Consider the following 13,500-nt stretch of genomic DNA (forward strand, 5'->3'; position numbering starts at 1 on the left):
AGCGTCAGGAGGGTGACGGCACCACGGTCACCGGGACGTCGACGGAGTGCAGGAGCGCTCTGCTGGTCGATCCCAGCAGCAGCGACCTGAATCCACCGCGGCCGCGGCGTCCGACCACGACGAGGCTCGCATCGGCTGCACGGGACACCAGCTCGCGGACCGGCCGGTCCTGGACGACGACGCGCTGCACCTCGACATCGGGATAGTCGTCGGCCCATCCGGCGAGTGTCTCGGCCAGCGCTGCCGACTCGTTCGCGGACGTGTGCGTCCACGCGTCGTGGTGCTCGCCGGGGATGTCCACGTCGCTCCAGGCGTGCACCGCCACCAACCCCACCCCGCGTGACGACGCGATGTCGTACGCGAATCGCACGGCCGGAACGCTGTTGTCGGTCCCGTCCACACCGACCACCACGGGTCCCGAGGTGTTCGACGTCGTCGTCGGCACGACCGTGACGGCGCAGTCCGCGTGAGTCGCGACGGCAGTGCTGACCGATCCGGAGAGTCCGCCGGTGAACTCACCGAGACCTCGCGTGCCCACGACGATCAGCGAGGCGTCCGCCGAGCGTTCGACCAGAACTCCGGCCGGAGTGCCGTGGTGAGATTCCGACGACACCGTCAGCGGACGATCGCCGGCGGCGTCCCGAGCGACGGACGTCGCGTCGTCGAGAATTCGCTGCACGGCATCGCTCGTGGTGTCGTCCACATCGGCGAACGCGGACGCCGAGACGGCCGAGGTGAGTACCAGCGGTGCACCACGGTCGACGGCGACACGTACCGCCCACCGCACCGCGTCGAGAGCCGCGGTCGAACCGTCGATGCCCACCAGGACGGGACGGGACTCGTGCATGACAAACCTCCGCAAGATGTCGAGGGCGGTGACGCGGGTGCGACACCGTCCGACCGCAGTGTTCCCGTTCCGGACGCGTCGGCGGCACGTTTCGGTCGGCATGTTCGCGATCGGTGGAACGGTGTCGAGCCGGCCGCGACACCGAATCCGCGAGACGTTACCGAGCGGTGTCGAATCCGTTATCGGATCGTGATGCTCTGCTCGCAGCCTCGACACTCTGGCGGGCGAATCTACTGAGGACGCCGGAGGACGCAACGGACCGGCACACACGAACGGGAGAGCACCACATGAACGCACTCGGAACCGACACCCACGACTCGTTCGACGATGCCGATCTGTCCGTCCTGGAGTACCGGCGGGGCGACGTCGCCGTCGTGTCCATCGCCGGCGAGATCGACATGAGCACCACGCCGGAGCTGCGCGACGTCCTCGCTCGGGTGGCATCGCGCGGCCACGACGACGTCGTGCTGGACCTGTCCGATGTCACGTTCCTCGGCAGCGCGGCGGCCGTGCTGCTGCTCGGCGCCGCATCGTCGCTGGCGAGCCGTCCGATGGTGCTCGTCGCCACCGATCCCGCGGTTCGTCGCCCGCTCGAACTGCTGGGTGTCTGCTCACCCATCGTGGTGCGGAGCTCGATCATCGAGGCGGTGTCGTTGGTGGCGGCACAGCGCGAATCGTCTGCGCTCGACAGTGCGCTCTCGCACGTCGGCTGACAGCGACCGCGGACGAACCCCCGACACGAAAAAGCCCCCCGTAGAAGGATCTCCGGGGGGCTTCGTCGTATCCGTGGAGCGGGCGACGGGAATCGAACCCGCGTAATCAGTTTGGAAGACTGAGGCTCTACCATTGAGCTACGCCCGCATGCATGCGGCGGCGCTGGGATCGCCAGCCCCTGCCGCCTGCGTTGAGGAACTGTACCGAACCCAGCGGCCGATTCGGAAATCGGCCCGCCGTCGTGCGCGGTGCGGCGTCGCCGTAGGATCGTCGTCGCACGTCCATCCGCTGTGTCGCGAGTCGGCGACTTCGCGTACGGGCGTGGTGGGAAGAAAAACGGGATGTGGCGCAGCTTGGTAGCGCATCCGCTTTGGGAGCGGAGGGTCGCAGGTTCGAATCCTGTCATCCCGACACATGACGGCGTCACAGAGTCCGACGTCATGCACAGTCGGATCATTCGTACAGATGTAATTGCAGTCGAACAGATGAAGGAGCACGTCCGTGAAGAGCACCGTCGAGCAACTGAGCCCGACGCGAGTCCGTATCAACGTTGAGGTGCCCTTCGAGGAGCTCAAGCCTGATTTCGACCGCGCCTACAAGACGCTCGCACAGCAGATCCGTCTCCCCGGGTTCCGTCCCGGCAAGGCGCCGGCGAAGCTTCTCGAGGCTCGGGTCGGACGCGCGAACGTCCTCAACCAGGTGGTCAACGACGCGTTGCCGGCCAAGTACAACGACGCGCTGAGCTCCACCGAGCTCAAGCCGCTCGGTCAGCCGGACATCGAGATCACCAAGCTCGAGGACGGCGAAGAAATCGTCTTCACCGCCGAGGTCGACGTCCGCCCCGAGATCACGCTCCCGGACTTCTCGTCCCTGACCGTGACCGTCGACCCGGTCGAGATCACCGACGACGCCGTCGACGAGCAGCTGCTGTCGCTGCGTCAGCGTTTCGGCACCCTCACCGGCGTCGAGCGCGCCGCGCAGACCGGTGACTTCGTGTCCATCGACCTGTCCGCGACCGTCGACGGGAACGACGTTCCCGAGGCGTCGACCGAGGGCCTGTCGCACGAGGTCGGATCCGGCCAGCTCATCGAGGGCCTCGACGACGCCATCGTCGGACTGTCGACGGGGGAGTCGAAGGAGTTCACCACCACACTCCTCGCGGGCGATCATGCCGGCCAGGAGTCGCTGGTCACCGTCACCGTCAAGTCGGTCAAGGAGCGCGAGCTCCCCGAGCCCGACGACGAGTTCGCGCAGCTCGCCAGCCAGTTCGACACGTTCGACGAGCTGATGGCCGACCTCCGTGAGCGCGTCGCACGCGTCAAGAAGGTCGAGCAGGCCGGACAGATCCGCGACAAGGTGCTCGAGGCACTCCTCGAGACCGTCGAGGTTCCCGTGCCCGAGGCCTTCGTCAAGGCGGAGATCGACTCGGCCGTGCACGACGCCATCCATCCTCTCGATCACGACGAGGACAAGCTGGCGCAGCAGCTCGAGGCAGCCGGCTCCTCCCGCGAGGAGTTCGACACGAACGCCCGTGAGAGCGCCGAGAAGTCGGTCCGCACGCAGCTCCTGCTCGACACGATCGCCGACGCCGAGTCGGTCCAGGTCGGACAGGAAGAGCTGACCCAGAACATCGTCTTCCAGGCGCAGCGCTACGGCATCGCACCGGAGGAGTTCATCCAGCAGGTGCAGCAGGCCAACCAGCTGCCGGCCCTGTTCGCCGACATCCGTCGCAGCAAGGCCCTCGCCGCCGTCGTCGACCGGGTGTCGGTCACCGACACCTCCGGCGCCGGCGTCGACACGAAGGAACTGTTCGGCGATCCGGACGACGACGCCGCCGAGGCGTCCGACGAGATCACCGCGGCCGACGATTCGGCTGCGGGCGAACAGCAGACGTAACGCTCACAGCGAACGACGGCGGTTCCGGGACTCCGGGGCCGCCGTCCTTCGTTAGTGTCGATGACAGAGAACTCGAGCGTTCGAGCGAGACATAACCGAGAACGAGAAGGCAGGTACCGTGACCACCACGAACCCGGTGACCAACCCGAATACGGCAGGGTCGAGTGTGACCGCTCCGGTCATGACGTCCGCGACCGCCGGACTCAACCTCAGCGACTCCGTCTACGAGCGACTGCTCCGCGAGCGCATCATCTTCCTCGGCACGCAGGTCGACGACGACATCGCCAACAAGCTGTGCGCGCAGATCCTGCTGCTCTCCGCAGAGGATCCCACCCGCGACATCGCGCTCTACATCAACTCGCCCGGTGGTTCCGTGTCCGCCGGTATGGCCATCTACGACACGATGAACTTCGCCGAGTGCGACGTCGCCACCTACGCGATGGGCCTCGCGGCGTCCATGGGCCAGTTCCTGCTCACCGCGGGCACCAAGGGCAAGCGGTACGCCCTGCCGCACGCGCGCATCATGATGCACCAGCCGTCCGCCGGAATCGGCGGCAGCGCAGCGGACATCGCGATCATGGCGCAGCAGTTCGCGCTCACCAAGCGCGAGATGGCCGAACTCATCGCCCAGCACACCGGACAGACGTTCGATCAGGTCACCGAGGACTCGGACCGCGACCGGTGGTTCACGGCGCAGCAGGCACTCGAGTACGGGATGGTCGACCACGTCATCTCCCGCGCCACGCAGGCCGGCGGCACCAGCGGAGCCGACAACTGATCGGAGATGGTCTCGCGCCGCCCGATCACTTCACCCTCACACCTGGAGTACTGATGTCACAGCTCTTCGATCCCCGTTCGCTTCCCGGTTCCAGCTCGCCTGCCGGCCCTGATTCCCGCTACATCCTCCCGTCGTTCGTCGAGCACTCGAGCTACGGCGTCAAGGAGTCCAACCCGTACAACAAGCTGTTCGAGGAGCGCATCATCTTCCTCGGCGTCCAGGTCGACGACGCGTCGGCCAACGACGTGATGGCTCAGCTCCTCGTGCTCGAGGGTCTGGACCCCGACCGCGACATCACGATGTACATCAACTCGCCCGGTGGCTCGTTCACCTCGCTGATGGCCATCTACGACACGATGCAGTACGTCCGCGCCGACGTGGCGACGGTCTGCCTCGGCCAGGCCGCGTCGGCCGCCGCGGTCCTGCTCGCTGCCGGTGCACCCGGCAAGCGTGCGGCACTGCCGAATGCCCGCGTCCTGATCCACCAGCCGTCCACCGGCGGCGTGCAGGGCCAGGTGTCGGACCTCGAGATCCAGGCCGCGGAGATCGAGCGGATGCGTCGCCTGATGGAGACCACCCTCGGTCGCCACACCGGCAAGGACCCCGATGTCGTGCGCAAGGACACCGACCGCGACAAGATCCTCACCGCGGAAGAGGCCAAGGAGTACGGCATCATCGATACCGTCTTCGAGTACCGGAAGCTTTCCGCTCGTAAGTGATGCGCTGTGCGCCGGAGCCGCCGCGACACGCCCGACCATTCCGGGTCGGTCGCGGCGGCTCAGCCGGTTCTGCGCCACCTGAACTGCATCGATTCACCCACGTCGGGGGCGTGCGACGCCCGTCGACATGGGCCTGTCTGGATGCGCCAGAAGTCGACCTCCCGCTCCGAAGGCGGGTACGGTCGCAGCAGAGATTTCACGATCCACAAGTGAGGACTAACGCACATGGCACGCATCGGTGACGGTGGCGACTTGCTCAAGTGCTCTTTCTGCGGAAAGAGTCAGAAGCAGGTCAAGAAGCTCATTGCCGGACCAGGCGTCTACATCTGTGACGAATGCATCGATCTGTGCAACGAGATCATCGAGGAAGAACTGGCCGAGTCGAGCGAGGTGAAGCTCGACGAGCTTCCCAAGCCCGCCGAGATCCGGGACTTCCTCGAGAACTACGTCATCGGTCAGGACACGGCGAAGCGTCGTCTGGCCGTCGCGGTCTACAACCACTACAAGCGGATCCAGGCCGGCGACAAGGCGCGTGACTCACGTGGTGAGACCGTCGAGCTCGCGAAGTCCAACATCCTCATGCTCGGACCCACCGGCTGCGGCAAGACCTACCTCGCGCAGACGCTGGCCAAGATGCTGAACGTGCCGTTCGCCATTGCCGACGCCACCGCGCTGACCGAGGCCGGCTACGTCGGTGAGGACGTCGAGAACATCCTCCTCAAGCTCATCCAGGCCGCGGACTACGACGTCAAGCGTGCCGAGACCGGCATCATCTACATCGACGAGGTCGACAAGATCGCCCGCAAGAGCGAGAACCCGTCGATCACCCGCGACGTGTCGGGCGAAGGTGTGCAGCAGGCGCTGCTGAAGATCCTCGAGGGGACGCAGGCCAGCGTTCCTCCGCAGGGCGGCCGCAAGCACCCGCACCAGGAGTTCATCCAGATCGACACCACCAACGTGCTCTTCATCGTTGCCGGCGCGTTCGCCGGTCTCGAGAAGATCGTGTCGGATCGCATCGGCAAGCGCGGCCTCGGCTTCGGTGCCGAGGTGCGGTCCAAGGCCGAGATCGACACGCAGGATCACTTCGCGGACGTCATGCCCGAGGATCTGATCAAGTTCGGTCTGATCCCGGAGTTCATCGGACGCCTCCCCGTCGTCGCGTCGGTGACGCACCTGGACAAGGAATCCTTGGTCACCATCCTGTCCGAGCCGAAGAACGCGCTGGTCAAGCAGTACACGCGTCTGTTCGACATGGACGGTGTGGAGCTCGAGTTCACCCCCGACGCCCTCGATGCGATGGCCGAGCAGGCCATCCACCGCGGCACCGGTGCCCGTGGACTGCGCGCCATCATGGAAGAAGTGCTCAACCCGGTCATGTTCGACATCCCCAGCCGGGACGACGTGGCGAAGGTCGTGGTGACCGCCGAGACCGTCGTCGACAACGTTCTCCCGACCATCGTGCCGCGCAAGCCCGACCGTCCGGAGCGTCGCGACAAGAGCGCGTAACCCGACAGACGAGCAATGGACGTCCACCCCCGATCACCGGGGGTGGACGTCCATAGTCGTCTCCAGGAGTGTCGTCCGCAGGGTCGAGTCAGACTCGTTCGAATACCGCGGCGAGGCCCTGACCGCCACCGATGCACATCGTCTCAAGGCCGTACCGCGCGTCACGACGCACCATCTCCCGCGTGAGCGTCGTCAGGATGCGGGCGCCGGTCGCGCCCACAGGGTGCCCCAAGGAGATCCCCGAGCCGTGCGGGTTCAGTCGGTCGTCTGTCGGGTCCATCTTCCACTCGGTCAGGACCGACAGCACCTGCGCGGCGAACGCCTCGTTCAGTTCGACGATGTCCATCTGCCCCAACGTCAGTCCCAGACGTCCGAGGACCTTCTCGACCGCCGGAACCGGACCGATACCCATCGTCTTCGGTGCGACACCCGCGGCGGCCCATCCTGCGAGCCGAACCAGGGGGCGCAGTCCGAGAGCGGCAGCCTTGTCCGCGGTAGTCACGATGCACAGGGCGGCGCCGTCGTTCTGACCGCTCGCGTTACCGGCGGTGACGGTGGACTCCGGATCGATCGCGCCGCGGATGGCGCGCAACCTGCCCAGGGACTCGACGCTGGTGTCCGCACGAGGGTGCTCGTCGTCCGTGACGACGAGCGCGTCGCCCTTTCGCTGGGTCACGGTGACGGGGACGATCTCCTCGCCGAACACTCCGCTGCGCTGAGCGGCCACGGCACGCCGGTGGGACTGCACCGCGTACGCATCCTGGTCGGCACGCGAGATGCCGTACTGCTCACGGAGGTTCTCCGCGGTCTCGATCATCCCGCCGGGAACGGGGAAGTTCCTGCCGCCCGCGGTGACCCGGGCGCGCGCAAGTCTGTCGTTCAGGGCGACCGACTCACCGGTGACACCCCAGCGCATTCCGTCGCTGTAGAACTCGGTGGAGCTCATGGACTCCACGCCTCCCGCGAGCACGACGTCGCTCACGCCGGTGGACACCTGCATGCAGGCATCGAGGACGGCTTGCAGACCCGAGCCGCACCGCCGATCGACCTGCCGCCCGGGAACGCCGATCCCCAGTCCTGCGTCGAGTGCGGCGACCCGACCGATGGCCGGCGCCTCTCCGTTCGGTGACCCTTGTCCGAGGATGACGTCGTCGATGTCGGAACCGGACAGCCCTGTGCGGGAGAGTATTTCGATGATGACGGCGGACGTCAGGTCGGTGGGCGGGACGGTCTTCAGTACTCCGCCGAAGCGGCCTACCGGGGTGCGGAGGGGTTCGCAGATGACGGCGTCAGGCATGGTGGTTTCCTCGATCGGGGGTAGTGGAGCCGACACGTGAAACGTCGGTATCGATAGCGGCGGCCGCACGCAGGAGGGCGGGCAGCAGGGTGGATGTCAGGTCGTCGAGCGAATACCTCGCCGCCGGCGTGCTGATGTTGACGGCCGCGTCCACGGAACCGTCGGGGCCGTGCAGAGGGGCGGCGAGTGAGCGGAGGCCCACCTCGAGTTCCTGATCGACGATGCAGAAGCCCTGGTCGCGAACTCTGTCGAGTTCGGCGCGCAGGCTGCTCTCGGTGGTCGCGGTGCGACCGGTCAGGTCGACGAGGTCCGCGCGGTCGAAGTACGCATCGAGGTACGCCTCGTCCGCGCCCGCGAGCAGGACTCGCCCCATCGACGTGGCGTACGCCGGGAAACGAGTGCCGATGGTGATGGACACGGTCATGATGCGGCTCACCGGAACTCGCGCGACGTAGACGACGTCGTCACCGTCAAGGATGGAGACCGACGAGGACTCGTGAACCGTCTCGGTCAACGCCTCGAGGTGTGGCCCGGCGATCTCCGGTAGCGACAGCGACGACAGGTAGGAGTATCCGAGTTCCAGCACTCGGGGAGTCAGGGCGAAGGTCGACCCGTCGGTGCGGACGTATCCGAGGTCGACGAGTGTCAGCAGGAACCGGCGCGCGGTAGCCCTCGTCAGGTCCGTCGCCCGCGCGACGTCCGACAACGTGCGCCGGGGATGCTCGGCGTCGAAGGCGCGGATCACGGACAGTCCGCGTCCCAGGGACTGCACGTAGTCCGTCGAGGCACCCCGCATGTCCGTCGGTGGTTCCGGCTCGCTCATGACGTGCTCCTGTTCGCATGACGAATACATGTTCATACTACGCACAGCGTGCGCTATCGTGGGCCGCATGATGGACAAGGTGATGGCGTCGGCGGGCGAGGCAGTGGCCGACATCGAGAGCGGTGCGTCGATCGCCGTCGGTGGATTCGGGCTCGTCGGCGTACCCGAGGTGCTGATCGCGGCGCTGCTCGAGCAGGGTGCGAGCGATCTCGAGACGATCAGCAACAACTGCGGCACCGACGGGTTCGGGCTGGGAATCCTGCTCGAGCAACGCCGTATCCGTCGGACGATCAGCTCCTACGTGGGATCGAACAAGGAGTTCGCGCGGCAGTACCTCGGCGGCGAACTCGAGGTGGAGCTGACCCCGCAGGGCACACTCGCCGAACGGCTCCGGGCGGGCGGAGCGGGTATCCCCGCGTTCTTCACCCCCGCCGGCGTCGGCACGCAGGTGGCCGACGGCGGTCTGCCGCAACGGTACGACTCGTCCGGTGGCGTCGCACTGGCGTCGTCACCCAAGGAGACCCGCGAGTTCGACGGCATCGCCTACGTCCTCGAACGCGGGATCGCTGCCGACTACGCCCTGGTGCACGCGTGGAAGGGCGACCGATTCGGGAACCTCGTCTACCGGGCCAGCGCCCGGAACTTCAATCCTCCCGCCGCGGAGTCGGGCCGGATCACCATCGCCCAGGTCGAACACCTCGTGGAGCCGGGCGAGCTGAACCCCGAGGACGTGCACACCCCGCGTATCCATGTGAACCGCGTCGTGGTGGTCGGACCCGTCACGGTCGGCGTCGAGCAGAGGACGGTGCGGTCATGACCTCGAGGAAACTCACCCGCGACCAGATGGCGGCCCGCGTCGCCGCGGAACTCCGGGACGGCCAGTACGTCAATCTCGGCATCGGAATGCCGACGTTGATCCCGAGCCACATCCCCGAGACGACGACGGTGATCCTGCACTCGGAGAACGGTGTTCTCGGCGTCGGACCGTATCCCACCGAGGAGGAACTGGACCCGGAGTTGATCAACGCCGGCAAGGAGACCATCACGGTGATGCCGGGGGCGTCCTTCTTCGACTCGGCGCAGTCCTTCGGCATGATCCGCGGCGGCGCCGTCGACGTGGCGGTCCTCGGTGCGATGCAGGTGGACAGCAACGGCGACCTCGCCAACTGGATGATTCCCGGACACATGGTCAAGGGCATGGGCGGCGCGATGGACCTCGTCCACGGTGCGCGTCGGGTGATCGTGATGATGGAGCACGTCTCGAAGAGCGGCGAGCCGAAGATCGTGGAGACCTGCACCCTGCCGCTCACGGGCAAGGGGTGCGTGCAGCGCATCGTCACCGACATGGCGGTCATCGACGTCACCCCGGACGGTCTGGACCTGGTGGAGACCGCACCAGGGTTGTCGGTCGACGAGGTCGTCGCCGCGACGGGTGCTGCTCTGCGCGTCCGCGTGTAGCGATACCGTTGTTCACCTCATGCGCGACATCGACGAGGTAGACGAGCTCACCAACGGACTCAAGGTCCGCCACCTGACGATGATGGGCCTCGGCTCAGCGATCGGCGCCGGCCTGTTCCTCGGAACGGGAGCCGGCATCGTCGCCGCCGGACCCGCCGTTCTTCTGTCCTACGCGATCGCCGGGTTCCTGGTGGTCCTCATCATGCGGATGCTCGGCGAGATGGCCGCCGCCTCACCGTCGTCGGGATCCTTCTCGACGTACGCAGAGATGGCTTTCGGGCGCCTCGCCGGCTTCGCGACGGGCTGGCTGTACTGGTTCACGCTCGTCATGGTCATGGGGGCCGAGATGACCGGCGCCGCAGCCTTCATGGGCTCCTGGTTCGGCGTCGACCCGTGGATTCCCGCCCTGGTCGCGATGGTCGTCTTCACGGTCGTCAACCTGGCGAAGGTCTCGAACTTCGGCGAGTTCGAGTTCTGGTTCGCCGCCATCAAGATCACGGTCATCACCGGCTTCCTCGTCATCGGCGCTCTGCTCGTCTTCGGCGTCCTGCCGGGTTCCGACGCCGTGGGACTGGCCAACCTCACCGGCCTCGGCGGATTCGCGCCCAACGGGATCTCGGGGATCGCTGCGGGACTCCTGGTCGTGGCCTTCGCCTTCGGCGGAATCGAGATCGTCACCATCGCCGCCGCGGAGTCCGAGGATCCCGCACGGTCCGTCGGACGCGCCGTGCGCAGCGTCGTGTGGCGCATCAGCGTCTTCTACCTCGGCTCCATCCTGGTGATCACGCTGCTGCTGCCGTGGAACCAGCTCGGCGACGCGGACTCGGCGGCGCAGAGCCCGTTCACGCTGGTGCTGCAGCAGGCGAACATCTCCGGAGTCGTCGGGTTCATGGAAGTGATCATCGTGCTGTCGTTGCTCAGTGCGTTCAACGCGCAGATCTACGCCACCAGTCGCATGGTCTACTCGCTGGCGCTGAGAGGGGACGGGCCGTCGGTGTTGGCGCGGGTCGACCATGCCGGCGTCCCCCGGCCCGCTCTGTTGGTCTCGGTGTTCTTCGGATTCGTGGCGGTGCTGCTCAACTACCTCGACGTCGAGGGGCTGTTGACGTTCCTGCTCAACGCGGTCGGGGCATCTCTGCTCGCCATCTGGGCAGTCACCGCGGCATCCCAGTTGCGGCTGCGTCGCCGTCTCGATGCAGCCGGTCCACTCCCGGTGCGGATGTGGGCGTTCCCCTACCTCAGTTGGTTCGCGCTGATCCTGCTGGCCGGACTGACCGTCCTGATGCTGACCGACGAGTCGTCGCGTCGACAGGTGATCGCCACGGCAGTGGTGGTCGCGGGACTCGTGGTGATCGGCTGGATCACCGGTCGGCGGTCGCCGGCACGTCGGCGCTGACCACGCGATCGGCGTGCGTGTAGACGTTCATCCCGTCACCGCGGAGGAATCCGACCACCGTCAGACCGGCCTCGTCCGCGAGGTCGACCGCCAGTGACGACGGTGCCGACACCGCTGCCAGGATCGGGATCCCGGCCATGACGGCCTTCTGAGCCAGCTCGAACGACGCGCGGCCACTGACCATGAGGACTGTGCCCGTCAACGGAAGCAGTCCTTCGACGACCGCCCATCCGATCACCTTGTCGACGGCATTGTGACGTCCGACGTCCTCGCGCACGGCGAGTAGCGTTCCGGCAGTGTCGAACAGCGCGGCCGCATGCAGACCGCCCGTCGTGGAGAAGATGCGCTGATGCTCCCGGAGAGTGTCCGGAAGAGTAGTCAGCACCGCCGTCGTGACGGAGGCGCCGTCGGATGCGGGGGAGTAGCGCGTGATCGATCGCACCGCGTCGAGGGACGCCTTGCCGCACACGCCGCAGGAGGACGTGGTGTAGAAGTTGCGCTCCACGCTGGGATCCGGCGCGGGGACGTGGGACGCGAGTGCGAGGTCCAACACGTTGTAGGTGTTCATCCCCTCGTCGTCGACGCCGTCGCAGTAGCGCGCCGCCAGGATGTCGTCCCGACCACCGATCACGCCCTCGGTGGTGAGGAATCCGTGGGCGAGTTCGACGTCGTGGCCCGGAGTGCGCATCGTGACGGCGAGAGCGCGTCCCCCGACACGCAACTCCAACGGTTCCTCGGCCACGACGGTGTCGGGTCGCGACGATCGGTGCGGACCTCTGATGCGGACGACAGGGCGACGGACGGTGGCTCGCCCCATCAGGCGGCCATCCGTGCGGGGCGGACCCTGGATGTAGGGACGGCCTCGGGCGCGGGACATGCGGACATCACTCCATGATGGACCCGATCGGCGTGGAGCCGGAGGAGGACCCACCTCACCGCGCCCGGGCATAAGTTAGCCTTACCTTCACACCAGGGGGGCTCGGTTCGACGACGGGCGCCCGTCACCCGTCGAAGGGACGAATCCGATGGCCATGTCCGCCGGCATCTCGCGCCGCAGTTTCCTCCTCGGTGCCTCCGGTGCCCTCATCGCTGTCGCCGCAGCATGCAGCACATCCGACGGCGGCGGCTCGGAAGGCTCGGGACCGACCGTGGCCACCAAGTACGGAGACGTCGCCGTCCCCTCGAACCCGCAGCGCGTCGTCAGCGTCGGGTACAACGATCAGGACACCCTGCTGGCCCTGGGCGCTGTTCCGGTCGGAGTGTTCGACTGGTACGGGGACTACCCGTCCGCGACCTGGCCGTGGGCGCAGCCGGCACTGGGCGGCGCCACTCCGCAGATCGTCGGCTCGGCGTCGGAAGGCATCGACGTCGAGAAGGTCGCGTCCGCCACGCCGGACCTGATCGTGGGCACCTACGCGGGTATCACGCAGTCCGAGTTCGACTCGCTGTCCCAGCTCGCTCCCACCGTCACCCAGCCGGCAGGATTCGCCGACTACGGCATCCCGTGGCGTGATCAGACGACCCTGCTCGGCGAGGCCCTGGGCAAATCGGATCAGGCTGCGTCGTTGATCTCGGATCTCGAGGGCACCTTCGCGGACGTCGCCGCCGCCAACCCGTCCTTCGCCGGCAAGACCGTGCTGGTGGGTGCGCTGCAAGGTCCCGGCCAGTTCGGTGTGTACGGCGCCCAGGACCCCAAGGTCCGATTCCTCAACGACCTGGGCTTCGTCAACCCTCCGGTCGCCGACGAGGTCGGTGAGCGCAACTTCGCCACGATCAGCACCGAGCAGCTCTCCCTGGCCGACGTCGACGTCCTGGTCTGGTACGCGGGCGGTGGCTTCGGGGACAAACTGCGCGCGGAGCTCGCCGCGACACCGGTCTACCAGCAGCTCGCCGCCGTCCGTGACGGCCGCGTCATCATCCTCGAGGACGAGGCCGCCGAGGCCATGGCGTGGAGCACCGTGCTGAGCCTGCCGTTCGCGCTGGAGCAGATCCCGTCCCGTCTGGCGCCGCTCGTCCGCCAGTAGGGGGCTCGGCACCGGCGCGGACAGCGCACACCCACTGCGTCA

The 13,500-nt window shown here is 67.1% G+C and carries 13 protein-coding genes and 2 tRNA genes; 10 read left to right on the plus strand and 5 right to left on the minus strand.

Going from position 1 to position 13,500, the window contains the following annotated elements; translation table 11 throughout:
* Nucleotides 1–4 precede the first annotated feature (4 nt).
* Entirely contained in the window at nucleotides 5–847 is an 843-nt protein-coding gene (locus ASG64_RS18720) for a universal stress protein (protein ID WP_042572763.1), read from the minus strand.
* Nucleotides 848–1,134: 287 nt separating this feature from the next.
* Here ASG64_RS18720 and ASG64_RS18730 point away from each other — a divergent pair, with 287 nt between their 5' ends.
* Nucleotides 1,135–1,560 (plus strand): STAS domain-containing protein, encoded by a 426-nt coding sequence (locus tag ASG64_RS18730; RefSeq protein WP_052493067.1) that lies wholly within the window; start codon nucleotides 1,135–1,137, stop codon nucleotides 1,558–1,560.
* A 74-nt stretch (nucleotides 1,561–1,634) separates the two neighbouring features.
* On the opposite strand, the gene ASG64_RS18735 is transcribed toward ASG64_RS18730, so the two are convergent.
* A tRNA-Gly gene (locus ASG64_RS18735) sits at nucleotides 1,635–1,708 on the minus strand.
* Nucleotides 1,709–1,898: 190 nt separating this feature from the next.
* Here ASG64_RS18735 and ASG64_RS18740 point away from each other — a divergent pair.
* From ASG64_RS18740 to clpX, 5 genes are all read left to right on the plus strand, one after another.
* Nucleotides 1,899–1,972: transfer RNA gene (locus ASG64_RS18740), tRNA-Pro, on the plus strand.
* 90 nt (nucleotides 1,973–2,062) lie between these two features.
* Nucleotides 2,063–3,457 (plus strand): trigger factor, encoded by a 1,395-nt coding sequence (tig, locus tag ASG64_RS18745; protein WP_042572765.1) that lies wholly within the window; start codon nucleotides 2,063–2,065, stop codon nucleotides 3,455–3,457.
* Between the two features lie 181 nt (nucleotides 3,458–3,638).
* Nucleotides 3,639–4,235: an ATP-dependent Clp protease proteolytic subunit gene (locus ASG64_RS18750; protein ID WP_042572871.1), complete on the plus strand. Its 597-nt coding sequence runs from the start codon at nucleotides 3,639–3,641 to the stop codon at nucleotides 4,233–4,235.
* 53 nt (nucleotides 4,236–4,288) lie between these two features.
* Nucleotides 4,289–4,954, plus strand: a complete 666-nt coding sequence (locus ASG64_RS18755; RefSeq protein WP_042572766.1) for an ATP-dependent Clp protease proteolytic subunit — start codon at nucleotides 4,289–4,291, stop codon at nucleotides 4,952–4,954.
* Between the two features lie 225 nt (nucleotides 4,955–5,179).
* Nucleotides 5,180–6,460, plus strand: coding sequence for an ATP-dependent Clp protease ATP-binding subunit ClpX (gene clpX, locus ASG64_RS18760; protein WP_042572767.1), 1,281 nt, complete (start codon nucleotides 5,180–5,182; stop codon nucleotides 6,458–6,460).
* Nucleotides 6,461–6,548: 88 nt separating this feature from the next.
* Here the strand turns inward: clpX and ASG64_RS18765 are convergent, their stop codons facing one another.
* Nucleotides 6,549–7,757 (minus strand): acetyl-CoA C-acetyltransferase, encoded by a 1,209-nt coding sequence (locus ASG64_RS18765; protein WP_056075491.1) that lies wholly within the window; start codon nucleotides 7,755–7,757, stop codon nucleotides 6,549–6,551.
* Entirely contained in the window at nucleotides 7,750–8,580 is an 831-nt protein-coding gene (locus ASG64_RS18770; RefSeq protein WP_056076249.1) for an IclR family transcriptional regulator domain-containing protein, read from the minus strand. Before ASG64_RS18770 ends, ASG64_RS18765 begins: the two co-directional genes overlap by 8 nt.
* 70 nt (nucleotides 8,581–8,650) lie before the next feature.
* Here ASG64_RS18770 and ASG64_RS18775 point away from each other — a divergent pair, with 70 nt between their 5' ends.
* From ASG64_RS18775 to ASG64_RS18785, 3 genes are read left to right on the plus strand one after another with little or no spacing between them, the layout of a single operon-like run.
* The gene (locus ASG64_RS18775; protein WP_056076253.1) at nucleotides 8,651–9,397 is read left to right on the plus strand and encodes a CoA transferase subunit A; all 747 of its coding nucleotides are present in this window, start codon (nucleotides 8,651–8,653) and stop codon (nucleotides 9,395–9,397) included.
* Nucleotides 9,394–10,038, plus strand: a complete 645-nt coding sequence (locus ASG64_RS18780) for a CoA transferase subunit B (protein WP_056075494.1) — start codon at nucleotides 9,394–9,396, stop codon at nucleotides 10,036–10,038. The genes ASG64_RS18775 and ASG64_RS18780 overlap by 4 nt, the downstream gene beginning before the upstream one ends.
* A gap of 19 nt (nucleotides 10,039–10,057) precedes the next feature.
* Complete coding sequence (locus tag ASG64_RS18785) at nucleotides 10,058–11,434, plus strand: amino acid permease (RefSeq protein WP_056076255.1); 1,377 nt, start codon at nucleotides 10,058–10,060, stop codon at nucleotides 11,432–11,434.
* Here the strand turns inward: ASG64_RS18785 and fdhD are convergent.
* Complete coding sequence (gene fdhD, locus ASG64_RS18790) at nucleotides 11,400–12,251, minus strand: formate dehydrogenase accessory sulfurtransferase FdhD (protein ID WP_042572770.1); 852 nt, start codon at nucleotides 12,249–12,251, stop codon at nucleotides 11,400–11,402. The two genes, ASG64_RS18785 and fdhD, sit on opposite strands and share 35 nt — an antisense overlap.
* A gap of 214 nt (nucleotides 12,252–12,465) precedes the next feature.
* Here fdhD and ASG64_RS18795 point away from each other — a divergent pair, with 214 nt between their 5' ends.
* The gene (locus tag ASG64_RS18795; protein ID WP_082518586.1) at nucleotides 12,466–13,458 is read left to right on the plus strand and encodes an iron-siderophore ABC transporter substrate-binding protein; all 993 of its coding nucleotides are present in this window, start codon (nucleotides 12,466–12,468) and stop codon (nucleotides 13,456–13,458) included.
* The last annotated feature ends 42 nt before the right edge of the window (nucleotides 13,459–13,500 follow it).

It is taken from the genome of Rhodococcus sp. Leaf247, from assembly GCF_001426185.1.
GTDB lineage: Bacteria > Actinomycetota > Actinomycetes > Mycobacteriales > Mycobacteriaceae > Rhodococcoides.

What these genes read in the sequence shown, in the direction of transcription:
- ASG64_RS18720 (WP_042572763.1), bottom strand. Translation starts at nt 847, where the DNA reads ATGCACGAGTCCCGTCCCGTCCTGGTGGGCATCGACGGTTCGACCGCG.
- ASG64_RS18730 (WP_052493067.1), top strand. Translation starts at nt 1,135, where the DNA reads ATGAACGCACTCGGAACCGACACCCACGACTCGTTCGACGATGCCGAT.
- ASG64_RS18750 (WP_042572871.1), top strand. Translation starts at nt 3,639, where the DNA reads ATGACGTCCGCGACCGCCGGACTCAACCTCAGCGACTCCGTCTACGAG.
- ASG64_RS18755 (WP_042572766.1), top strand. Translation starts at nt 4,289, where the DNA reads ATGTCACAGCTCTTCGATCCCCGTTCGCTTCCCGGTTCCAGCTCGCCT.
- clpX (WP_042572767.1), top strand. Translation starts at nt 5,180, where the DNA reads ATGGCACGCATCGGTGACGGTGGCGACTTGCTCAAGTGCTCTTTCTGC.
- ASG64_RS18765 (WP_056075491.1), bottom strand. Translation starts at nt 7,757, where the DNA reads ATGCCTGACGCCGTCATCTGCGAACCCCTCCGCACCCCGGTAGGCCGC.
- ASG64_RS18770 (WP_056076249.1), bottom strand. Translation starts at nt 8,580, where the DNA reads ATGAGCGAGCCGGAACCACCGACGGACATGCGGGGTGCCTCGACGGAC.
- ASG64_RS18775 (WP_056076253.1), top strand. Translation starts at nt 8,651, where the DNA reads ATGGACAAGGTGATGGCGTCGGCGGGCGAGGCAGTGGCCGACATCGAG.
- ASG64_RS18780 (WP_056075494.1), top strand. Translation starts at nt 9,394, where the DNA reads ATGACCTCGAGGAAACTCACCCGCGACCAGATGGCGGCCCGCGTCGCC.
- ASG64_RS18785 (WP_056076255.1), top strand. Translation starts at nt 10,058, where the DNA reads ATGCGCGACATCGACGAGGTAGACGAGCTCACCAACGGACTCAAGGTC.
- fdhD (WP_042572770.1), bottom strand. Translation starts at nt 12,251, where the DNA reads ATGGGGCGAGCCACCGTCCGTCGCCCTGTCGTCCGCATCAGAGGTCCG.
- ASG64_RS18795 (WP_082518586.1), top strand. Translation starts at nt 12,466, where the DNA reads ATGTCCGCCGGCATCTCGCGCCGCAGTTTCCTCCTCGGTGCCTCCGGT.